This window comes from Chitinophaga eiseniae, assembly GCF_900167135.1.
Classification (GTDB): Bacteria; Bacteroidota; Bacteroidia; order Chitinophagales; family Chitinophagaceae; genus Chitinophaga; species Chitinophaga eiseniae.
On record NZ_FUWZ01000002.1, the window covers coordinates 212804 to 235844 of the forward strand.

Here is a 23041-nt window from a genome sequence, read left to right on the forward strand (position 1 = left end):
TTTGCGTGCTTAATATAAAACAAAAATCTTTGCGTGCTTTGCGGGAAAATATGTTACTTTAATTCCATGAACCGTAAGCACTTTTTATCCGCCCTCGCAACGGCCGGCATCAGTATACCTGCAGCCCAAACGCTCGCGGCAATGGGGGTTGCCGGTACCTCCACCGCCAAAGAACCCCAGGTCCCTCCTTACCTCAAACCCGGGGATATCATTGGCATTACCTGCCCTGCCGGTTATATCAATAAAGAAGAAATTCTACCCTCCCTACGCATCATGGAAAGATGGGGATTCAATATTCGTATAGGCAATACCGTTGGTATGCGTGATTATTCTTTCGGCGGCACAGATGCGGAAAGAACAAAAGACTTACAGGCCATGCTGAATGACCCTAATGTAAAGGCGATCATGTGCGGCCGCGGCGGATACGGAACAGCGCGCATCCTGGACCAGCTGGACTTCTCCCGCTTTCAGCGCCATCCAAAATGGATCATCGGCTTCAGTGACATCACAGCGTTGCATTGTCATGTCAACCGTCACTATGGTATCGCCACCCTCCATTCCAAAATGTGCAACAGTTTCCCGGACGATTTCAACAACGCCGAACCAGTGATACAGGACACCATCATGTCTATTTACCAGGCGCTCACCGGTAAAAAGATGCAGTATACTGCACCGCCGGATGCCAACAATCGCAAAGGCACTGCCCGCGGCGTGCTGATAGGCGGCAACCTGTCGGTGATACAAAGTATATCCGGTACCAATTCAGAAATTGACACCAACGGAAAAATCCTGTTCCTGGAAGAAGTGGGAGAATATCTTTACAACATCGACCGCATGCTGAACACGCTGCAGCGCTCCCATAAACTCGACAATCTCGCCGGGCTTATCATCGGTGGCTTCAACAGGTTAAAACCGGATGATCCCGGTGAAGAATTCGGACGCACGGTATACGATATGGTACAGGAAAAAGTAAAATCCTTTAAGTATCCGGTATGCTACAACTTTCCGGCAGGGCACCAGAAAAACAACTACGCCCTCAAATGCGGCATGATGCATACCCTCAGCGTTACAGACGAAAAGGTGCTGTTAAAGGATTAGTTATTTCACCAGGAAAGTAACGATAAACAAAATGGACAGCACATACATCACAGGGCTGATCTGTTTATATTGTCCCGTCAGCACCTTCAGTAATACGTAAGACAACATGCCGAATACAATCCCTTCGGCAATGCTATAGGTATAAGGCATCATCACAATGGCCAGGAAGGCCGGAAGGGCTTCTGTCACATCATTAAAATCGATTTTCACCACGGCGCCCATCATCAGCATTCCCACAATAATCAGCGCCGGCGCCGTAGCAGCCTGCGGTATCATAGCAAATACCGGCGCAAAAAACAGCGACAGTAAAAACATAAAAGATACCGTCAGCGCCGTGAGGCCGGTCCTGCCGCCCGCCGCTACGCCACTGGCGCTTTCCACGTAAGCCGTCACCACGCTGGTGCCTAAGAGGCCCGCAGCCGTAGTGCCCACCGCATCGGCCATCAGCGCCTGCTTGGCCCGTGGCAGCCGCCCGTTTTCGTCCAGCAGCCCGGCTTTATTGCACAGTCCTATCAATGTGCCCACCGTATCAAAAAGGTTTACCATCAGCAGCGTAAATAAAATCATCACCATATCCAGGCTGAAGATTCTGTCAAATTCCAGTTTAAACGCGATAGGTGCTACAGAGGGTGGCAGGCTTACCAGGTGCCCTTCGGGCAGATGGGTAATGCCTAAGGGGATACCTGCCACGGTAGCCGCCAGGATACCGATCAGCAACGCAGCGTTTACCTTGCGGTACATCAGCACGGCGCTGACGATCAGGCCTATCAGCGCAATCAGCGGCCCGATGCTGGTAACGTTGCCCATTTTCAGGATCACGCCTTCCAGCCGGCCTTCTCCCACGTGATGCATACCGGTTTCTATAATACCGGCGTTGGCCATCCCGATCAATGCGATCAGCAGTCCTATCCCCACAGAAATAGCATGTTTAAGGTTTTCGGGGATACTGTTGATAATCGCTTCCCGGATCCGGAACATCGATAAAATGATAAAGATGATCCCTTCGAGAAAAACGGCCGTCAACGCAAACTGCCAGCTGTAGCCCATACCCGATACAATGGTGTAGGCGAAGAATGCATTCAGTCCCATCCCTGGCGCCACGCCTATCGGCAGGCGCGCATACAGCGCCATCACCAGCGTACCGATGGCGGCAGCCAGTGCCGTGGCGGTGATCAGCGCATTAAAATCCATCCCCGTCGTTGACAGGATATTGGGGTTTACGGCCAGGATATACGCCATGGTGGAAAAGGTGGTCAAACCAGCGAGTACTTCTTTCTTTACCGTAGTATTGTTTTCGGAGAGCCTGAAAAATTTTGCGAGCATGCTGCAAAAATAAGCGATTCACGATTTATCATTTTATGCTAATTTCATTTCATGCAACAACGTTCACGTGGATGGAAAGTGATTACCGGATGGCTGGCTGACAAGGACCTTCAACCCTTCAAGTTCCAGGAAGATGCCTGGGAGGCATACCTGCAGGGCCGGTCAGGGATCGTGAATGCACCTACCGGCTTTGGTAAAACCTTCTCGCTCTTCCTGGGCGCCGTGATCGCCTGGATCGATGCCCATCCGAAAGACTATCAGCAAAAAACAAAGAATGGCCTGCAGCTGCTGTGGGTAACACCGCTCCGTGCGCTGGCCAAAGATCTCGGACGGGCCATGGAAGAGGTATTACGGGAGTTGGACATCCCGTGGGAGGTAGGCATCCGCAGCGGCGATACCCCTGTGGCCACCCGCGCCCGCCAGAAGCTGCAGATGCCGGAAATACTGATCATCACCCCTGAAAGCCTGCACCTGCTGCTGGCCCAGAAGGAGTACCCAACCGTTTTCAGACACCTGCACACCGTGGTGGCAGACGAATGGCATGAGCTGCTGGGCAGTAAACGCGGCGTCATGGTGGAACTGGCATTAAGCCGCCTGCGCGGGTTACAGCCTGCCCTGAAAGTCTGGGGCATCTCTGCTACCATCGGTAATCTCGACGAAGCACTGGAAGTATTGTTGGGCCCTTACCACAATGGAGGTCTTATCGTTCGCGCCAACCTGAAAAAAAATATCGCCCTGCAAAGTGTGATTCCCCATGAGATAGAGAACTATCCGTGGGCCGGTCACCTCGGCATCCGGATGCTGCCACAGGCGCTGCCTATCATCGAAAACAGCCAGACCACGCTGGTCTTTACCAATACCCGCTCCCAGTCGGAAATATGGTACCAGTCGCTGCTCAAACACGAACCCATGCTTGCCGGCGCCCTGGCACTGCACCACGGGTCCATCGATATGGAGCTGCGGATATGGGTGGAAGAAGCGCTGCATAACGGTATCCTCAAAGCGGTGGTGTGCACCGCCAGCCTTGACCTTGGCGTGGATTTCCGGCCGGTAGACACCGTCATACAGGTGGGCAGCCCCAAAGGGGTGGCCCGCTTCCTGCAAAGGGCAGGCCGTAGCGGACACCAGCCGGGCGCTATCAGCCGCATTTTCTTCCTGCCCACCCACGCGCTGGAACTGGTAGAAGCCGCAGCACTCAAAGCCGCAATGGAAGAGGAACTGATCGAGAGCCGCATGCCCGTGCTGCTGGCCTATGATGTATTGCTGCAATACCTGATGACCCTCGCCGTTTCCGACGGTTTCCATGCCCCGCAGATTTACGAGGAAGTCCGTAAAACCTTCTGCTACCAGGATATCACGGAAGACGAATGGCAATGGATACTCGCTTTCCTTACCACCGGCGGCGATGCCCTCGGCAGCTACGACGAGTTCCGCAAACTGGAACGGCAGGGCGACCACTACTACTGCAAAAGCCGTATGCTGGCCATGCGGCACCGCCTGCACATCGGCACTATCGTCAGCGACGCCATGCTCAAAGTGAAATTCATGACCGGCGGATATGTAGGCGTCATCGAAGAAAGCTTTATCTCACGGCTCTCGCCCGGCGACAGTTTCACGCTGGCCGGCCGTAACCTCGAGTTCGTGATGATCAAAGACATGACGGTGCTGGTACGCAAATCAAGCGCCAAAAGGACCATCGTGCCCAGCTACCAGGGCGGACGTATCCCCCTGTCCTCCAACCTCGGCCGTATGCTGCGCATGAAGTTCAACGAAGCGCTCTCCCGCCGTACCAAAGACCCGGAGCTGATAGCGCTGCAGCCGCTGTTCAACCGCCAGGAAGCGCTGTCCCATATCCCGAAGGACAACGAGCTGCTGATCGAAAAAATCACTACCAAAGACGGCTACCATCTTTTTGTATATCCTTTCGAAGGCCGGCTGGTACATGAAGTGATGGCCGCCCTGCTGGCTTATCGCATCAGCCGCATACAACCGATCACGTTCTCCATTGCGATGAACGACTACGGCTTTGAGTTGCTATCGGACCAGCCCATTCCGCTGACCGCGGACAATGCCAAAGCGCTGTTTACCACCGATAATCTGCTGACAGAACTGCAAACCAGTGTAAATGCCACCGAAATGGCCCGCCGCAAGTTCCGCGACATCGCCGTTATTGCCGGCCTCATCTTTCAGGGCTACCCGGGCAAACACAAGGCCAACAGGCACCTGCAGTCATCCGCTTCTTTACTGTTCAACGTATTTAAAGACTACGACCCGCAGAACCTGCTGCTGAAGCAGGCTTTCAACGAAGCATTTTTCTATCAGATGGAAGAGGCCCGTCTGCGGGAAACGCTGGAACGTATCGCGCAAAGCCATATCGTGATCACAGAACCGGATAAGCTGACGCCTTTCTGCTTCCCTATCAAGGTAGACAGTCTGCGGGACACCATGACCAGCGAGAAGCTGGAAGACAGGATTAAAAAATTGATTGCAGTCAACGAATAGAATTAATAATTTGCAGCCCATGCAAAACAAGGACACCGCGGCAGGGGAGATATTCCGGTTTAAACAACAACACTGGCATTTATTGCCGGAGAAAGCGATATACTGGGAAGAGGAGAAAGCACTGGTCCTTTCAGACCTGCACCTGGGGAAATCCGCCCATTTCCGGAAAGCCGGCATTGCCGTTCCCGCAGGCATTATGCAGGAAGACCTGTTCCGGCTGCAACAGCTGATCACCCGTTACCTGCCGGTACGACTGATTATCGTGGGCGATATGTTCCACAGCCGGCACAACAACGAGGTACAGTATTTCAAAATATGGCGTGGCCAGTTTTCTCATATACAGGTAGACCTGGTGCTGGGCAATCATGACATCATGGCCGACGAGATATACAGCCAGCTGGAGGTTAACACCCACGATACCCTCACCGTCCGGGACATCCATTTTATCCACGAGCCCTGCGAAGAAAACAACGGATACCTGTACACGTTCTCCGGCCATCTGCATCCGGCGGTGGTGATGGCAGGTACTGCCAGGCAACGGCTCCGTTTACCCTGTTTTTATTTTGGCCGCCATTGCGGCATTTTACCCGCTTTTGGCGACTTTACCGGCCTCGCCAACCTTGACCCCTATCCGGACGAATCTGTGTTTGTAATCGCCGGAAAATCGATTATACGGACACAATAAGTTTTGCCGATCATCATGAAGATAGCTTACCACGACATATATGCCCATCCGTTACCTGCCGACCACCGTTTTCCGATGGTGAAGTATGAGCTGATACCGGCGCAGCTGCTGCGGGAAGGCGTTATCAGCCATGAGCAATTGTTTGCCCCGGAAGCGGCGGCGGAAGAAGTGATCCTGGCCACCCATACGCTGCCCTGGTGGGAGAAACTACGCGACCAGACGCTGTCTGACAAGGAACAGCGGCATATCGGCTTCCGGCAGTCGCCCCTGCTGACGCAGCGGGAGATCGTCATTGCCCGGGGTACCATCGATATCGCCCTGCATGCGCTGGACCACGGCCTTGGTTTCAACGTGGCCGGCGGCACCCATCATGCTTTCGCCGACCGGGGAGAAGGCTTCTGCCTGCTCAACGACTTCGCTATTACGGCTAACTACCTGCTGCATCAAAAGAAAGTGAAAAAAGTGCTGATTGCGGACCTTGACGTACACCAGGGCAACGGTACCGCAGCCCTTTTTGCCGGCAACGACCAGGTGTTTACCTTCAGCATGCATGGCGCCCACAACTACCCCTTCCATAAGGAAACTTCCGATCTGGACATACCGCTCCCTGACGGCATGACGGACGGTCCTTATCTGCAGCTGCTGGGGGAGGCCCTGCCACGGCTGATAGAGAAAGTAAAGCCTGATATCGTCTGTTACCTGTCTGGCGTGGACGTACTGGAAACGGACCGGTTTGGCAAGCTCAATGTAACCGCTGCCGGTTGTCAGCAGCGGGATGAAATCGTCTTCAGCCTGTTGCACAGGCACGGCATTCCCTGCGCAGTGGCGATGGGGGGTGGTTATTCCACCCGCATCAGCGATATTGTGAACGCTCACTGCAATACCTTCAAAACCGGATTAAATATTTACGGATTTTGATATTTAGATATTTCGGTATTTACCGGCGCTGATGTGGCCCCGTAGTCAGGCAACAAGGCGCAGCTATCCAGGTAACTTTTAAATATCAAAATTCCTAAATATCAAAATCTCTAAATGATTTTCCCGTCTTTCATCAGTAATTGCCGGTCACTCAGCGGCGCCAGCTCTTCGTTATGAGTAACGATAATAAAGGTTTGCTGAAACTGATCTCTCAGTTGAAGGAACATGTTATGCAACTCCCGTGCATTCCGGGAGTCGAGGTTACCCGTAGGTTCATCGGCCATTACCACGTCGGGATTGTTGATGAGGGCGCGGGCTACGGCCACCCTTTGTTGTTCACCGCCGGAGAGCGCACTTGGTTTGTGCTCCAAACGATGCCCCAGGCCGAGGGTTTTCAGCAGAAAGGCCGCTTTTTCCTTCACTTCACTGCTGCGGGTGCCTGCAATAAACCCCGGGACACATACATTTTCCAGTGCGCTGAACTCAGGCAGCAGGTGGTGAAACTGAAAGATAAAGCCAATATGTCGGTTCCGAAAGTCAGCCAGCGCGTTGCCGCTTAAACCCGTCAGATTGACATTATTCAGCCAGACTTCCCCCTGGGTGGGCTGGTCCAGCGTTCCCAGTATATGCAGCAGGGTACTTTTGCCTGCTCCGGACGATCCAACGATGGTTACGATCTCACCTTTACTGACAGTAATATCTACTCCCTTGAGAATCGGTAAGTTGGAATAATTTTTGGTAACATTGCGAGCGGTTAGCATAACCCAAAGAAAAGTAAATAACCGATAAAATAGTAAAAGTTGTTTATTTCAAATTAAATAATACTTTTGCGGAAAATTAAAAAGTAAAAATTTTAATAAGATGTACTGGACATTAGAATTAGCTTCATACCTGGAGGATGCTCCATGGCCAGCTACTAAAGACGAACTTATTGATTACGCCATTCGTTCCGGTGCACCGATCGAAGTAATCGAGAATTTACAGGAGCTGGAGGATGAGGGAGAAATTTATGAGGGGATTGAAGATATCTGGTCTGATTATCCGTCGCAAGACGACTTCTTCTTCAACGAAGACGAGTACTAGACCCTGAGCGTTTTACAGATTGTACTACTCCCGGGCATCCTATGCCTGATAAAAAGTTAAGCCGTTACCGCTGTAGCGGCTTTTTCATTTGATACAAGGCCATTTAAACAATAAAGCCTTTCCCGCTGTGGGAAAGCCTTTATTGTTATAAAACGTTGAGTACTATTCTTTGTCGAGGGCGTCCATGATCGCGTTGGACACGCCGGTGAAGGAGAACCCGCCATCATGGTAGAGGTTCTGCATGGTCACCATCCTGGTCATATCGGAGAACAGGGTCACCAGGTAGTCAGCGCAGTTGTCGGCAGAAGCGTTACCCAGGGGGCTCATTTTTTCTGCATAACCGATGAAGCCACCGAAGCCTTTCACACCGCTGCCGGCAGTAGTCGGCGTAGGGGATTGGGAAACGGTGTTCACCCGTACTTTATTTTTGATGCCGTAGTGGTAACCGAAGCTGCGGGCTACGGATTCCAGCATGGCTTTAGCGTCGGCCATTTCGCTGTAGTCAGGGAATGCCCGTTGTGCAGCGATGTAAGTCAGCGCCACTACAGAGCCCCAATCGTTGATGGCGTCCATCTGATAAGCGGTCTGCAGCACACGGTGCAGGGACAGCGCGGAAATATTGAGGGTTTTCAGCGAAAAGTCATAGTCCAGGTCTGTATAGGATCTTCCTTTACGTACGTTCAGGCTCATGCCTACAGAATGGAGCACAAAATCTATTTTACCGCCAAAATGCTCCATGGATTTGGTAAAAAGATTTTTCAGGTCATCCGTGATGGTTACGTCTGCCGGAATAACAGGGGCCTTGCAGATTTCAGCCAGTTTGTTAATCTCACCCATACGCAGCGCGACAGGTGCATTGGTGAGCACTATTTCAGCGCCTTCTTCCACACAACGGAGCGCAGTTCTCCAGGCCAGTGACTTTTCGTCCAGTGCACCAAAGATGATACCTTTCTTTCCTTTTAATAAGTTATGAGCCATTTGGTCAAAATTAATTTTGGCAAAAATAGTCGTTATAGTTGAAAAAAAAAGTTATTGCTTCCCGTCCATGGCTTTTTAGCATGCAGACCGGGAGGCAATAACGGTTACGGGGGTATTATCTCACCATTTCGCGGGCATTTTCAAGGGCGGCGGCGGTAGGCCGTTCGCCGCTCAGCATCTGCGCGATCTTATCTATCCGCTCGTCCATAGACAGCAGCCTTACGCTGGTGGTCACTTTCTCCGCACGGGCGTCTTTATATACAAAATAATGGGCATCCGCTTTACCTGCGATCTGCGGCTGGTGCGTGATGCAGATGATCTGATGCGCTTTGGCCAGATCTTTCAGTATAACGCCCACCTGCCTGGCGGCTTCCCCGGAAATACCGGTGTCAATCTCGTCGAAAATCAGGGTGGGCAGCGCTACCGACTGTGCCACCAGTGATTTGATGCAGAGCATCAGGCGGCTCAACTCACCACCGGAAGCCACTTTGCCTACCGGAGCAAACTGGTTGCTGCGGTTGGCGTCAAACAGGAATTCGATCGTATCCTGTCCGTAAGGGTTCAGTTGTCCCTGTATAATGTCCACTTTGAGCCGGGCGTTAGGCATGCCTACCTGCGCCAGCAGCGTGTTAACCTTTTTCTCAAAAGGCGCCACCTGCTCCTGTCTTTCGGCGGTAATGGCCGCAGCATCCTTCATCAGGGCCTCATACAACTGCCCCTGTTCCTTTTCCAGCGCTGCCAGCTGCTCATCGAGATTGAGCACGCCGTCCACTTTGACTGTGAGCGCGTCTTTGATGGCCAGCAGCTCATCAGTGGTCTGTACGCCGTGTTTTTTAAAGAGCCGGTATCCCAGTGTCATCCGTTCATTTACCTGTTCAATGCGTTGAGCATCGTAGTGTACCTGATCGTTGATGTTATCCACTTCACCGGCAATATCCTGCAGCTCCAGGTAGGCAGACAGCATTCTTTCTGCTACGGCCGGCATGTCTTTATGGAAGGAGGAGATATGCTGGATAGAAGACTGAAGTTGTTTCAGCTGTTGCAGCATGGGCTGTTCATCTTCCTTTAGCTGGAAAAATACCCGGTTAAGGGTGTTTTTGATCTCTTCCGCGTGTGTCAGCAGCTGCAGCTCATTGTCCAGCTCCTCCACTTCATTGGAACTGAAGTCGGCTTCCAGCAGTTCATCCAGCAGGAACTTGTTGTAGTCCAGCTCCTTGTTGGCCTGGTCGCGGTCATCCTGTAACTGTTTGTATTTTTTCTGCACCTGCAGGTATTGCAGGAACAGGTGATGATATACTTGTAAGGCGGCGGGTTTAGCCAGCGCGTCGATTACTTCCCGCTGGAAGTCGGCGTTGCCCAGTTCGAGGGTATCAAACTGCTGGTGCAGGTCTACCAGGTAGCCTGACAGTTCAGACAGCTGGGATATGTTGACAGGAGTATCATTCACAAACGCCCTGGATTTGCCGGCGGCGCTGATTTCCCGGCGGATGATCAGCGGGTCTTCCAGGTCCAGTTCGTGTTGCTGGAAAAAAGCGGCCACCTGTGATTTTTTCACCTTGAAGATGCCTTCAATCACGCATTTGCCGGTTTTATCGAACAGCACGCCGGGGTCAGCACGTTCTCCCAGGATCATGGACAGGGCGCCCAGCAGGATAGATTTACCGGCGCCGGTTTCCCCGGTAATGACATTAAGATTACCTGAAAAATCCACTTCCAGGTGGTCAATAATGGCGTAGTTTTTAATGATTAGTCGCTGTAACATAAGTCAGGAAATAACTTGAATCACAATTTTCCTCCCTTCTCAACTGCCGTTTACACGTTGTATGCCTGCTTTTGCCCGTTGGTCGAGGGAGTTTTTATAATCGTGGCCTTTCATGTTCAGACATTGCTGATAACACTGAACGGCTTTGGTTTTATCTTTTCTTTTTTCGTAAATATACCCCAATTGCAGGGAAGCTCTGGCTGCATAATATTCCGGCCGGTTAGCCCCTACCTTGATGGTCACTTCGTACATGGTAACAGCCTTGTCGTCCTGCCCGGTTTCATCATAGATACGGCCGAGGCGGTAGGCGTATTCCAGCTTGTCTTCCATTGCAGGGAAATCGGCTGCTTTTTTGGTCAGCAGCAGTTTCAGCGCTTCGTTAAAGAAACCGCCGTCGCTCTGCAGGCGTACTTTCAGCAGGAAAGGATTGGGCCATTTGCCGCCTTCCGCCTCTTTCAGCGCTTGTTTGTCGGCGTCTGTTTCCGTGCCTCCCCGGCTCAGGATCATGTTCCGGTATTTATTGGCCATGGCCTGATTGCCTTCGAGGTAGTAGAACCAGCTTAACCGCTGCAGGCATTCCTTTACATAGAACTTCCCTTTAAACCCGTTGACGAACCTTTCGAGGTACACATGCGCATCGTTGTCCAACCGCGTCAGTTTCAACAATCCGAAAACGTAGTTATAGTATTCTATGTCTGCGTATTCGTTGCTGTCATGCTTTTCCTCCAGTACCCGTATGCCGGTAGCCGCCTTCTGGTTGTTGAGCGACAGGTTGGCCACCATCAGGGCGTACAAGTAGTTGTTTTTGGTATCCAGCTGCTTTCTTTGCAAAAACGCCCAGGTGTCTTCGGGCTTATTCACAATAAAGAGCATCAGATAACAGTAGTAATAATAGGATTCTTCCCTGAACAGTTTAGCCTCCGGTGCATTGCTTTCGATGAAAGCGTTCACATTTTCCATGCCCTGGTGTATACTGCCTTTCATGCCGAGGATATTGGTGATCCATTTATACCCTTCAGGGATGGTGCCGAAAACCGTTTGCATGGCCCCCAGCAGTAAGCGGTTGGGTACGAAGTCCGGAAACCGGCGCTGGTTTTCCTTCAGGGTCATGTAAGCTTTACGGATCTCCCAGGTAGCGTCCCACTTTTCATTGAACTTGATTTTAACCATCGCCCACTGAAACTTGATGGCCGCCTGTGTGTACAGATAGTAGGGAGAATCCGGCGATCCTTCCAGCATCTTGTCCAGCCGGAAGGAGCGCATGCCTCTTTTCCGGGCGTATTCTGCCGGGTCCTCATTGAAAAACAACGGGAAAAAGTCCGCGTAGTTATCCAGAAAGTAAGGTACCAGGTTATCAGGGTTCTCTTTCTTCTCCGCTTCCAACAGCGCCTTTCCGGTGTTCAACCGCAGTTCCATAATGGCTTCATACGCCTGTTCACAGCGGCTGTTGAAATCATACGTCTTCTGTCTTGCATCAACTGTAAATCCTAATCCCAGCAAAAGAATCAAAGAAAAAATAATACGCATAAGGGCAAAATTCCTGGAATAAACTCAAATCTCACACAACAATTTCACAAATCCCAAATTAACAATCCACATTTTTTGAATGTTGCTTGCCCATCCAATTTCCTGCCACAAATTAAAAGAACTGCTACGCAAACTACCTGCGTAAGGGACACAGGGGCAAAGCTAACATATTTAGTAAAACAAAGCTAAATAAATTAGTATATTTTTATAACGATAACGTCTAAACGAAAAAAGGGCATCCATGGATGCCCTTTTTCAATGTTTTCGGTGTGCCTGATCGCATCAGATGGTGACAGTCGCTTCGAGGTCGTTGTCTACCAGGATACGGCCGCAGTGCTCACAAACGATGATCTTTTTGTGCTGACGGATCTCTGCCTGACGTTGAGGAGGGATCGCGTTGTAGCAACCACCGCAGGAATCACGCTCTACTGTTACCACGGCCAGGCCGTTACGATAGTTTTTGCGGATTTTTTCGTAGGCAGTCAGTAAACGGGGGTCTACCTTCGCTTTCGCGTCTTCGCTTTCCTTACGGAAGGCTTTTTCCTCCTTCTCGGTTTCTGCCACGATTTTTTCCAGTTCCCCTTTCTTGTGCTTCAGGTTAGCCTCTTTGTCAGCGATCGCCTTTTTAGCCACTTCCAGGGTGCGGGATTTTTCTTTTATCTCTTCGTTTGCGTCTTTGATATGCTTTTCAGCCAGTTTGATCTCCAGTGACTGCATCTCCATTTCCTTGGTGATCGCCTCAAACTCACGGTTGTTCTTCACATTGTCCTGCTGCTTCTCATACTTCTTGATCAGCGCTTCTGCATCTTTAATAGCAGTTTTCTTGCTGGTAACGAAGTCCTGGATACCTTTGATCTCATTCTCGATATGAGACTGACGTGTATTTAACCCTTCGATCTCATCTTCCAGGTCCTTTACTTCAATCGGCAACTCCCCTTTCAACACCTGGATTTCATCCAGCTTGGAATCAATCTTCTGCAGCTTGAGCACAGATGCTAATTTTTCTTCAACGGAGTATTCTTTTACGGTAGCCATGTATTATAAATAATTTACCGGGTTTGTTTTAATCGTAGATTTAAGAGGCGCAAAATTACGGAATTTTTCAGTCAATATATGATAAAATAATTCCACTGTGAACTGCTCACTCTCGAAATGTCCGACATCTGCTATAACTATTTGATTATCAGCATCAAAAAATTCATGGTATTTAAAATCGGCGGAAATATAGACATCCGCCCCCGCCGCAATGGCCCGCTTCAACAGGAAGCTGCCCGCTCCCCCACACAACGCCACCTTCTTCACCGGACGCCCCCTCAAAGGGGTATACCGTACACAACCAGTCTGAAACTGCTGCTTTACCCACGCCAGGAACGCCTGTTCTTCCATCGCCTCCGGCAGCTCACCCACCAGCCCGGAACCTACGTCCTGGTAAGTATTGTCCAGCGCCACCACTTCATAAGCCACCTCTTCATAGGGATGGCTTGTAAACAGGGCCTTCAGAATCCCGGATTCCAAATATACCGGAAAAATCACTTCCAACTTTATTTCCTTCTCAAAATGTCTTTCCCCCGGTGTTCCCACATACGGATTTGTACCTGCGCCCCCGTTGAAAGTACCCTGCCCTTCCATGTTGAAGCTGCATTCGCTGTAGTTGCCGATGTTTCCGGCCCCGGCAGCAAACAAAGCCGCCCGTACCTTTTCGGCATCCGCTACCGGGACATACGTGTAAAGCTTCTTCAGCAAACCGGTCTTGGGCTGCAACACCCGGCAGCGCTCCAGCCCCAGCCTGTCCGCCATCTGCGCACATACGCCGTTACGCACGTTGTCCAGGTTGGTATGGGCCGCATACACCGCCACATCATGCTTGATAGCCTTGATAGCCACCCGCTCCACATAAGACCGCCCGTTGATCTTCTTCAACCCCCCGAAAACAATAGGGTGATGCGCCACCACCAGGTTGCAGCCCCGCGCGATGGCCTCGTCGATCACCGCCTCTGTGGCATCCAGCGTCAGCAACGCATTGGTCACCTCCCACGACGGGTCGCCGAAAATAAGACCGGCGTTATCGTAACTCTCCTGGTACGGTAAAGGCGCATAAGCCTCCAGTACCTGTATGATCTCTTTTATCTTCATAGTAAAGCAATTGGTATCCTGTACATTTGCAAAAAAATCCAGTTATGACAGGAAGCAAATCTACTGCAGAACAATATACCGGGTACCAGTCAAAGATGCAAAAAATTGCGGACGTAAGAAACGCCATGGCTGTATTGGGCTGGGACCAGGAAACCTACCTGCCTGAAAAAGGCGCCGCCTTCAGAGGCCAGCAGCTGACCACCCTCAGCGGCATCGCCCATGAACTGTTTACCGAAGACGCCCTCGGCGACCTCCTCCGGCAACTGCACCATCACAAAGACCTCGACGCCCTCCAGCAGAAAAATATCGCCCTCTCGCTGGAAGACTACGATAAAAATAAAAAATACCCGGCATCGTTCGTGGCGGACATGTCCAATACCACCAACGAATGCTATCACGCCTGGATCAAAGCCCGCAAAGCCAACGACTACAGCATCTTTGCACCGGCCCTCTCCAAAATGATCGCCCTCAAAAAACAGGAAACCACCATCCTGGGCTATGAAGGTCATCCCTACAATGCGCTGCTCAACGAATACGAGAAAGGCGCTACCACCACCATGCTGGACAGGATCTTCGAAGATGTGAAAAAAGCCCTCTCCCCCCTGCTGGCTAAAATTGAAAGCCGGCCACAGGTGGAAAAAGACTTCCTGCTTCTGCACTATAACCGTGATAAACAGTGGCAGCTGGGCATCGACCTGCTGAAAAACATGGGATACGACCTGCAGGCAGGCCGGCAGGACATCTCCGAACATCCCTTTACCACCAGCTTCAACCCCCATGATGTGAGGGTCACCACCCGCATCGATGAAAACGACTTCGGGAACATGACCTGGAGCTGTATCCATGAAGGCGGCCATGCCCTCTACGAACAAGGACTACCGGCCGAACAATATGGCCTCCCCTGCGGCGAAGCCACCAGCCTCGGCATTCATGAATCACAGTCCCGCCTATGGGAAAACAACGTGGGCCGTAGCCTGAACTTCTGGAAACACCACTACGCCCGCGTTCAACAACTGTTCCCGGAAAACCTGGGCCAAGTGCCGCTGCAAAATTTCTACCAGGCCATCAACCAGGTGAAACCCTCCCTGATCCGCACGGAAGCAGACGAACTGACCTACCATTTCCATATAATGATCCGCTATGAAATCGAAAAAGGCCTCATGGACGGCAGCATCCCGGTCAACGACCTGCGGCAGGTATGGAATGAATATTATCAAAAATACCTGCACGTCAACGTACCTGACGATGCGCAGGGCGTACTGCAGGACATCCACTGGTCGCACGGCAGCTTTGGCTACTTCCCCACCTATTCCCTCGGCAGCTTTTATGCCGCCCAGTTTTTCACCACCGCACAAAAACAGGTCCCCGGGCTGGACGACGCCATCAGCCAAGGCAACTACCATTCCCTCCTCGAATGGTTGCGCACCCATATCCATCCCTTCGGCCGGTTCTATACTTCCAATGAACTGTGCAAAAAAGTAACCGGACAGGACCTGCAATTCAGCTACTTCCTCGACTATGCGGAAAAGAAATACGCAGGCATCTATAACTGGTGATCACGCCCAACAGCGCAATGACTAATAATATCAATCCCCCGGAACGGCGTTGGGACGCCGTTCCGGGGGATTTGTCTTTCTCCGGCACACTAACCTCATTAAAATCAGTCTTCCAGCTCATTTTTCCACATTATTAAACTTCTCCCTTCTTAAGCAGTCACAGTAATTGGCCTGTGATTTGGTATAACCCTTATGAATGTTGGAATGCAAATCATCAGACAGCCGAAAGGATAACATTAGTCCATCTGCCATACTTTATATAAACAACACTATTTGCGAATTCAAAATCTGTCTAAACATTTAAATCATGAAAAACCGAATCCGGGCCTTTATCGTGGCCATGCCTGCACTCGCGCTGTTATTTACCGCCTGCAACAAAAATGATTCTGACAACAGCGGCAAAGCTAAAATGACGGTATATCTTACCGATGCTCCCGCCAATTACGACGCAGTGAATGTAGACATCCAGGATGTTCAGGTGAACGCCTCCAATACAGACAATGGCTGGCAATCCATCCATCTGCTGCGCCCCGGAGTGTACAACCTGCTTCACTTCAGAAACGGTCTCGACACCGTGCTCGCCTCCCAGGAACTCCCTGCCGGCGACATTTCTCAAATCAGACTGATACTTGGTTCCAACAACAGCGTGGTAGTAGATGGCAACACTTATCCGCTCACCACCCCGTCCGCCCAGCAGTCAGGCCTCAAACTCAATGTACACGCTACATTGACCGCCGGCATTGAATACCGCCTGTGGCTCGACTTCGACGCCGCCCGCTCCGTGGTTACCACCGGCAGCAACAAGTACATCCTGAAACCAGTGATCCGTACTTATACACAAGCTACCAGCGGTTCCATCAAGGGTATCGCTTTACCACTGCTCCACGTGTCCGGCGTGTATGCTATTCAGAATGCCGACACCATCGCTGCCGCCAAACCGGATCCGCTGACAGGCGCATTCCTGATCTCAGGCCTGAACGCCGGCGCGTATAACCTGGCTATCGCAGGCGACGGCACTGTAAAAGATTCCCTCGTGGCTAACGTGAACGTGACTACCGGTCAGGTAACTACCGTGACAGCGATAACACTTCTCCCCTGATCAATAACATTAAAAAGCCCCGGGCCAACACCCGGGGCTTCTCATTGAATATTGTTTTACAGTACTCTGTTGCTCCGCTTCTCATTGAATATTATTTACAATACTATTTCACCGCTGCGGACAACTCTTCTGCTGTAGCCACTCCCTGCCTGCGCCACACCTCTTTCCCGTTTTTATACACAATCAATGTAGGCAGTCCTTTAGCGCCAATGGCTTTCATCACATCGGTATCATTGCCACCATCCACTTTCTGCAACCTCACCTGCGGGTGACTTTGCAAAAACGTTTTCAGCACGGGTTCCAGCTGTTTGCACGGCGGACACCATTCGGCGCCTACGTCCGTCAGCACCACACCTTCAGCAACGCTTTTGTTATAAGCATCTATCGTCAGCTGTGGTTTTTTGGCGTTCACGCCGTCCAACGGTAAACCCGCCTGTTTCCACGCATTAACGCCATTTTCCAGTTCCACCACCTTACTGAAACCATTTTCCCGCATCCATTGCGCCGCTTTGGTGCTGCGGCCGCCGCTGAGACAATAGATATACACCGGTTTCTGTTTGTCAAGATACTTCACACGCTCATTAAACTCCGCCTTATTGGTGTAATCTGCCTGCAAAGCATTGGGCAGGTGGCCGGTGCCATATTCCGCTGCCGTACGCACATCAAATACCTGTACGCCAGGTTGTTGAATATCTCTCGCAAAAGCCTTTGCATCTTCCTGCTGCGGCTGTTGTGCCTGTGAAACGCCGCCGGTGCACATCAGCAGGGCAGCCATCAAAAAACGGTACATACTGGATTATTTCGGTAAAAAATTAATAAACAATTCGGTCCCCTGACGGGCAGGGTGGGAATTATAACACAGCTCCATGGTTTTCAATTCAAACAACGGCGCGAACAACTCCCGGTATTCGTTCTCAGTACCCCCAAAAGGCGGGCCATCATGTGAGAAACTTCTGTTAAACAATACACCGGCCAGGTGCCCGCCGGGTTTGATAAGTGTATGCATATGCATTACATAGTCCCGGCGCAGCGACGGCTCCAGCGCGCAAAAGAAAGTTTGTTCCAATACCAGGTCATACCGCCCCTGGTGCCGGAAAAAATCATCCTCTACTATCTGCAAATCAGTACCGGCAAAAGCCTGCCGAAGCTGCGCGGTCAGTACCGGCGCTATGTCCAGCACCGTTACCCGGCGAAACCCCTTTTCCAGCAGATAAGCGGCTTCGTAACTGTTGCCCGCGCCCGGTATCAGGATCTCCAGGTCTTTGTTCTCCAACTGATCGATATACGCCTGCAACGGAGGCGATACCCGCCCCATGTCCCAGCCGGTGTCGCCTGTCAGATAACGGTTATTCCAATATTGAGGGTCAGTTGTCTCCATATTATCATTCTTCTTAAAATCGCTATTTACAAACATAATTGTTATTTTTATACTTTATTTCCCGATTGACCACCTATGCCTGATGAAAAACACTACGACTGCCATCGTTTTGCTACTCCTGCTTGTATTTTCCTGTGACCTGTTCGCGCAAAACGTAGAGATATTACCGGATAAAACTGCTGACTGTCCGCCCTTTACAGTGGCATTCAACTCCCGGCTCGATCCCGGCTACACCAGTATTGAATGGGATTTCAGCATCGGCGCCAAGGTGACCGGCAACCCCACTCCATCGAGGATATTCCCTGACCCCGGCGTGTATAAGGTGACCCTCACGGTGGATTACTCCGGCAAAAAAATAGTCAAAACAGTAGACATCACCGTCTACAAACGGCCGGTCGTGTCTTTCACGGTAGATAAAACCAGCGGCTGTAAACCGCTGACCGTCAATTTCACAGACCATTCCACACCAGGCGACGGTACCATCGAAAGCATCGTCTGGAACTTCGGTGACGGCAGCGCCGACGGCGGTCCTGCCGTTGCCCACCAATTCACTGAAACCGGCGCCTATAACGTCATCAGCCTCGTTACCAACAGCAAAGGATGCCGCAGCAGCAGCGATCCCGTGACCATCACCGCCAAAGAAGCACCGGTGCTGTCTTTCACGGCAGACAAAACACAAAGCTGCGTGGCGCCACTGACCGTCACCTTCACCAATACCAGCACCAACACCACCGGTGATCCTATTGCCTACGCGTGGGACTACGGCGACGGCACTACCGGCACCGACGCCACACATACCTACACCAAAGAAGGCAGCTATACCGTCACCCTTATCCCCACCAGCACCAACAATTGCGCAGCACCTCTGCAGAAAAAGAATTTTGTGGTCATCAAAAAACTCACCCCCGGCTTTGAGTTAAGACAAGGATGCGCAGGCCAACAGGTCTCCCTCATCAGTACTACCACTCCGGTACCGGACAACATAACCTGGACGCTCCCTGATGGCAGTACCTCGTCAGGCGCCAACACCTCTTTCTTTGCCGCTACCGCCGGTGATTACAAAATAAAAATACGGGCTACTATTGGCGCCTGTTCCCAGGAAATTGAACAAACAGTGCACATCAACGCTCCCCCGACAATAAATCCTGTAGGCACGCCTACACGCTCCTGTGCAGTGCCGGTGACCACCAGCTTCAAAGCACAGTCGCAGAACGCCACTTCCTGGCACTGGGATTTCGGCGATGGCGCCACTTCCACAGAAGAGAATCCCACCCATACCTATACCCGTTACGGCACCTATACAGTGACGCTCAGGGCTTCCAACGGCAGCAACTGTACCGAAGTAGTACGAAAAAATGATTACATCACGATCAATCCGCCTACTGTCACCATTTCACCTGCCGGCACAGAAGGCTGTCTCCCGCTCACCATCCCGTTTAACGCTCAGGTCAACAGTGTGGAAGATGTTGCTAAATACGAATGGGATTTTGGAGATGGCACCACCTCCAATCTGCAGAATCCTACCCATATCTTTGACAAACAGGGAACCTTCACCGTAACGCTGAAAATAACGACCGTCAGCGGTTGTACAGCGGAAGCCAAAACTGTCTTCCGCACCGGCACACCGCCGGTGGTAGACTTCACCGCCACCCCGTTGAAATCCTGCGCCATCGACCCGGTACAGTTTACCAACCTCTCTACGCCAACAGGACCCGGTGTTTCCTATATCTGGATTTTTCCGCAGGACAATGGTACCATCACCGGCAAAGACCCCTCTTACAGTTTTAATCACATCGGCCTGCACGATGTGCGCCTGATTGTCAATAACAACGGGTGTATCCGCGAACTGCTCAAACCGAAATACATCCAGATCCTGCCGCCACAGGCCAGATTCTCCGTTGTGCCGGACTGCGATGATCCCTATCACCGGAAATTCACCGATGCCTCTGACTTCGGTCCGGAACCGGTAGCGCAGAAAAAATGGTTCTGGGATTTTGGAGAAGGCGGCGCTACCTCTACACTGCAAAGCCCGGATTTCCGTTATACCACGCTCGGCAGCAAAACCGTAAGGCTCAGGGTAGACAACGGCGTCTGCAAATCCGATACGATCATCAATATCAATATCATCGACGAAAAACCAGTACTGCTGCCCGATGAGCCATGGGTATGTATCGGTAAATCACTGCATGTTAGCCTCGGCCCGTTGATCGCCGGCAATATCAACTCCTATGCGTGGGATTGGGGCGATGGTACACAACAACACTTCGAGGGTTATGAGATAGATCCTTCCAAAGGCAGATCACATATCTACCGGAAATCCGGCACCTATACCATTCAGCTTACTATTGTTGACAAAAACGGATGCCGGCGTACAGCCGCTCCCGTTAAAGTGGATGTCCACGGCGCACTGGCTGATTTCACGGTCACCGGCAGAAGATGTATCAACGATGAACTAACCTTTGCTGATAAGTCCACGATCGACGCAGGTAACAAAATCGTTAACTGGGCATGGGACTTCGGCGACGGCAGTCCCGTAGAAAATAACAGCACCCAGCCGCTCAACAGCAAACATACTTTCACCAGCTTCAAATCCTATACGGTAACACTCACCACCACCGACCAATACGGTTGTATCATCCCGGCACAAAAACCGGTCTATCTCGAAGCGGTCAAAGCCGACTTCTCTCAACCTACCAACGTGGTGTGCAAGGGCAGCCAGTTCTATTTCACCAGCAGGTCTGCCGGCAGCGTAGTGGATTATACCTGGGACTTCGGCGATAACACCACCGGCACCGGTTCCAATCCTGTTAAGGCGTACGCCGCTTCCGGCACCTACGATGTAACGCTGAAAATCACTACACGGGAAGGATGTACAGACCAGATCACCAAAAAACAGGCACTGCGTATACCCGATCCCGTAGCCGATTTTTCTTTCCCGCCCAACCTGGAGCTTTGCCCGCCGGTAACCGTCCCCTTTACCAACAAATCCAGCGACTTCGTAAAGTCACTCTGGGATTTCGGCGATAACAGCACTTCTTCCAAAAATGATCCCGGTAATCACATCTATGTAAGGGCCAAAACCTATAACGTTAAACTGACAGTCTATTCAGAAGGTGATTGTCCGGCTACCAAAACCATCCCGGTCACCATTGAAGGCCCTGACGGCACTTTTACCGCCACTCCGGCCAATGGCTGCGTACCGCTGCCAGTCAGCATTACAGCCGTCGCCAACAAAACCACCAATTTCCAGTGGGATTTTGATGACGGCACCGTATTAAAAACACAAACACCCGCAGCGCCTGCACATACTTATACCAAGCCGGGTATCTATACGCCGAGAGTATCGCTGATCGACGATAAAGGTTGCGCCGTAAAAGCAGAAGGCAACGACAAGATCGTGGTAGACAACGCCGCGGCTGATTTCACCATAGATAACAGCGCCGCCTGCGGAGGCGGTACCGTATTGTTCAAAAACAACAGCACAGCGGTAACCAACGATCTGCTGGGACTGCCGTTTACCAGCAAATGGACGTATACGCCCACCAATACCGGCACAGGTAAAGACGGTTCGTTTAACTATCCACAGCCAGGCACTTACAACGTTACGCTGGAAATCACCAGCAACTACGGCTGTAAGGACCAGAAAACGCTGCCGGTGGTGATACCGCCGCAGCCGCAACCGGTCATCAGTCCAATTCCTGACATATGCGTAACCGGTAAAGTACAGCTACGCGGCAGTGACAATAAAAATCTGCCAGGCGCCAAATGGAAGTGGCAGCTGGGCAACGGCCAGGAGTTTGACCTGCCGGTACCGCCGGAAATGGATTTCAGCACCCTTGGCGTAACGCCGGTCAGACTGACGATCACCAATGCGGACGGCTCCTGCCCTGCAACGGCTGAAACCAACATCATCGTGCATCCGGCGCCCCGCCTGCAGCCAACACCTGCGGAGTCCACCATCTGCAAAGGCGCGTCCCTGCAACTGTCTGCCAATACGGACGCTGCCGCCAAGGTGAGCTGGACGCCCTACAATATCTCCGATGCCGCCAGCCAACATCCTGTTGTAAAACCGGACAATGACGTAGTGTATAATGTACAGGCTACCAGTGAGTTTGGCTGCAAAAGCAACGGCAGCGTAAAAGTCACGGTGATACAGCCTTTCCGGATGTATGCGCTGGACGGCAACATTTGCTCCGGCAAAAGCATGCAAATGCAATCCGGTGGCGCTTACCGTTATAAATGGATACCTGCCGCCGGGCTGAGTAACGCAGACATACCTGACCCCATTGCGAGTCCGGCGACGACCACCACTTACCAGGTAGTAGGATATGACGACATCGGCTGCTTCACCGATACGGTGCTGGCAAAGGTGACCGTGCGGCCTTCCCCTGAAATCAAACTCGGTCCGGACATGGAAGTGGCTGCCGGCAGCGTTATTCCCATGCCCTCCGCAGGCAGCAGCGATATTACGCAGATAGAATGGACGCCCATTACCAACCTGAGCTGTTTCAATTGCCTCACGCCAATGATTACACCGAAAGGCAGCACCACCTATCATGTGACCGTCAGCAACCAATGGGGCTGCATTGCCGGCGACGATATTCATATCAAAACCATCTGCAACGGAGGTAATATCTTCATTCCCAATACCTTTTCACCCAATGGCGATGGTGTGAATGATATTTTCTATATCCGTGGCCGTGGTATGCAGACCGTGCGTGTGTTCCGCATCTACAACCGCTGGGGCCAGGTGATGTTCGAACGTTTCGGTATCAGCGGCGACGATCCCTCCTTCGGCTGGGATGGCCGCTACAAAGGTGCCCTGCTGAACCCTGACGTGTATGTGTACTACGCGGAAGTCATCTGCGACAGCGGGGAGTCCATGATCATGAAAGGCAATGTGACATTAATCAGATAGAAGATTACCGGATAATGGCGTCGCCATTATCCGGTCTTTAAACCATAATAGGGACATAGGCGTTATGTAGGATATATCAGC

Annotated in this window: 17 protein-coding genes; 8 read left to right on the plus strand and 9 right to left on the minus strand. The window is 51.5% G+C overall.

Going from position 1 to position 23041, the window contains the following annotated elements:
- The first annotated feature begins 66 nt into the window (after positions 1-66).
- A complete protein-coding gene (locus B5D63_RS10440) occupies positions 67-1098 on the plus strand; it encodes a S66 peptidase family protein (protein WP_078668764.1) in 1032 nt (343 codons plus the stop codon).
- On the opposite strand, the gene B5D63_RS10445 is transcribed toward B5D63_RS10440, so the two are convergent.
- Complete coding sequence (locus B5D63_RS10445; protein WP_078668765.1) at positions 1099-2421, minus strand: NCS2 family permease; 1323 nt, start codon at positions 2419-2421, stop codon at positions 1099-1101.
- A gap of 51 nt (positions 2422-2472) precedes the next feature.
- Between B5D63_RS10445 and B5D63_RS10450 the strand changes: the two genes are divergently transcribed.
- From B5D63_RS10450 to B5D63_RS10460, 3 genes are read left to right on the plus strand one after another with little or no spacing between them, the layout of a single operon-like run.
- Positions 2473-4923 (plus strand): ligase-associated DNA damage response DEXH box helicase, encoded by a 2451-nt coding sequence (locus B5D63_RS10450; RefSeq protein ID WP_078668766.1) that lies wholly within the window; start codon positions 2473-2475, stop codon positions 4921-4923.
- A 19-nt stretch (positions 4924-4942) separates the two neighbouring features.
- Complete coding sequence (gene pdeM / locus B5D63_RS10455) at positions 4943-5608, plus strand: ligase-associated DNA damage response endonuclease PdeM (RefSeq protein ID WP_143312866.1); 666 nt, start codon at positions 4943-4945, stop codon at positions 5606-5608.
- A 15-nt stretch (positions 5609-5623) separates the two neighbouring features.
- Positions 5624-6526 carry a histone deacetylase family protein gene (locus tag B5D63_RS10460; RefSeq protein ID WP_078670265.1) on the plus strand — a complete coding sequence of 301 codons (903 nt, stop codon included), beginning with the start codon at positions 5624-5626 and terminating at the stop codon, positions 6524-6526.
- Positions 6527-6636: 110 nt separating this feature from the next.
- On the opposite strand, the gene B5D63_RS10465 is transcribed toward B5D63_RS10460, so the two are convergent.
- Positions 6637-7287: an ABC transporter ATP-binding protein gene (locus tag B5D63_RS10465; protein ID WP_078668768.1), complete on the minus strand. Its 651-nt coding sequence runs from the start codon at positions 7285-7287 to the stop codon at positions 6637-6639.
- Positions 7288-7387: 100 nt separating this feature from the next.
- Here B5D63_RS10465 and B5D63_RS10470 point away from each other — a divergent pair, with 100 nt between their 5' ends.
- Positions 7388-7609: a DUF2795 domain-containing protein gene (locus tag B5D63_RS10470; protein ID WP_012794455.1), complete on the plus strand. Its 222-nt coding sequence runs from the start codon at positions 7388-7390 to the stop codon at positions 7607-7609.
- 162 nt (positions 7610-7771) lie between these two features.
- On the opposite strand, the gene B5D63_RS10475 is transcribed toward B5D63_RS10470, so the two are convergent.
- The 5 genes from B5D63_RS10475 to B5D63_RS10495 form a co-directional block, all read right to left on the minus strand.
- Positions 7772-8587, minus strand: coding sequence for an enoyl-ACP reductase FabI (locus B5D63_RS10475; RefSeq protein ID WP_078668769.1), 816 nt, complete (start codon positions 8585-8587; stop codon positions 7772-7774).
- Between the two features lie 115 nt (positions 8588-8702).
- Positions 8703-10349, minus strand: coding sequence for a DNA repair protein RecN (gene recN / locus B5D63_RS10480; RefSeq protein ID WP_078668770.1), 1647 nt, complete (start codon positions 10347-10349; stop codon positions 8703-8705).
- 39 nt (positions 10350-10388) lie between these two features.
- Positions 10389-11876, minus strand: a complete 1488-nt coding sequence (locus B5D63_RS10485) for a tetratricopeptide repeat protein (protein WP_078668771.1) — start codon at positions 11874-11876, stop codon at positions 10389-10391.
- A gap of 282 nt (positions 11877-12158) precedes the next feature.
- Positions 12159-12911, minus strand: a complete 753-nt coding sequence (locus B5D63_RS10490) for a zinc ribbon domain-containing protein (protein ID WP_078668772.1) — start codon at positions 12909-12911, stop codon at positions 12159-12161.
- Positions 12912-12914: 3 nt separating this feature from the next.
- The gene (locus tag B5D63_RS10495) at positions 12915-14009 is read right to left on the minus strand and encodes a Nif3-like dinuclear metal center hexameric protein (protein ID WP_078668773.1); all 1095 of its coding nucleotides are present in this window, start codon (positions 14007-14009) and stop codon (positions 12915-12917) included.
- 44 nt (positions 14010-14053) lie between these two features.
- Here B5D63_RS10495 and B5D63_RS10500 point away from each other — a divergent pair, with 44 nt between their 5' ends.
- Together B5D63_RS10500 and B5D63_RS10505 are read left to right on the plus strand one after the other, a co-directional pair.
- Positions 14054-15565 (plus strand): carboxypeptidase M32, encoded by a 1512-nt coding sequence (locus tag B5D63_RS10500; RefSeq protein WP_078668774.1) that lies wholly within the window; start codon positions 14054-14056, stop codon positions 15563-15565.
- Positions 15566-15872: 307 nt separating this feature from the next.
- Positions 15873-16664: a DUF4382 domain-containing protein gene (locus B5D63_RS10505; RefSeq protein WP_143312867.1), complete on the plus strand. Its 792-nt coding sequence runs from the start codon at positions 15873-15875 to the stop codon at positions 16662-16664.
- A 103-nt stretch (positions 16665-16767) separates the two neighbouring features.
- Here B5D63_RS10505 and B5D63_RS10510 read toward each other — a convergent pair whose 3' ends face one another.
- Positions 16768-17454, minus strand: a complete 687-nt coding sequence (locus B5D63_RS10510; RefSeq protein ID WP_078668775.1) for a rhodanese-like domain-containing protein — start codon at positions 17452-17454, stop codon at positions 16768-16770.
- Positions 17455-17460: 6 nt separating this feature from the next.
- On the minus strand, positions 17461-18078 hold the full coding sequence (locus B5D63_RS10515; RefSeq protein WP_235021507.1) for a methyltransferase domain-containing protein: 618 nt from the start codon (positions 18076-18078) through the stop codon (positions 17461-17463).
- 46 nt (positions 18079-18124) lie between these two features.
- Here B5D63_RS10515 and B5D63_RS10520 point away from each other — a divergent pair, with 46 nt between their 5' ends.
- Positions 18125-22960 carry a PKD domain-containing protein gene (locus B5D63_RS10520; RefSeq protein WP_078668776.1) on the plus strand — a complete coding sequence of 1612 codons (4836 nt, stop codon included), beginning with the start codon at positions 18125-18127 and terminating at the stop codon, positions 22958-22960.
- Positions 22961-23041: the final 81 nt, after the last annotated feature.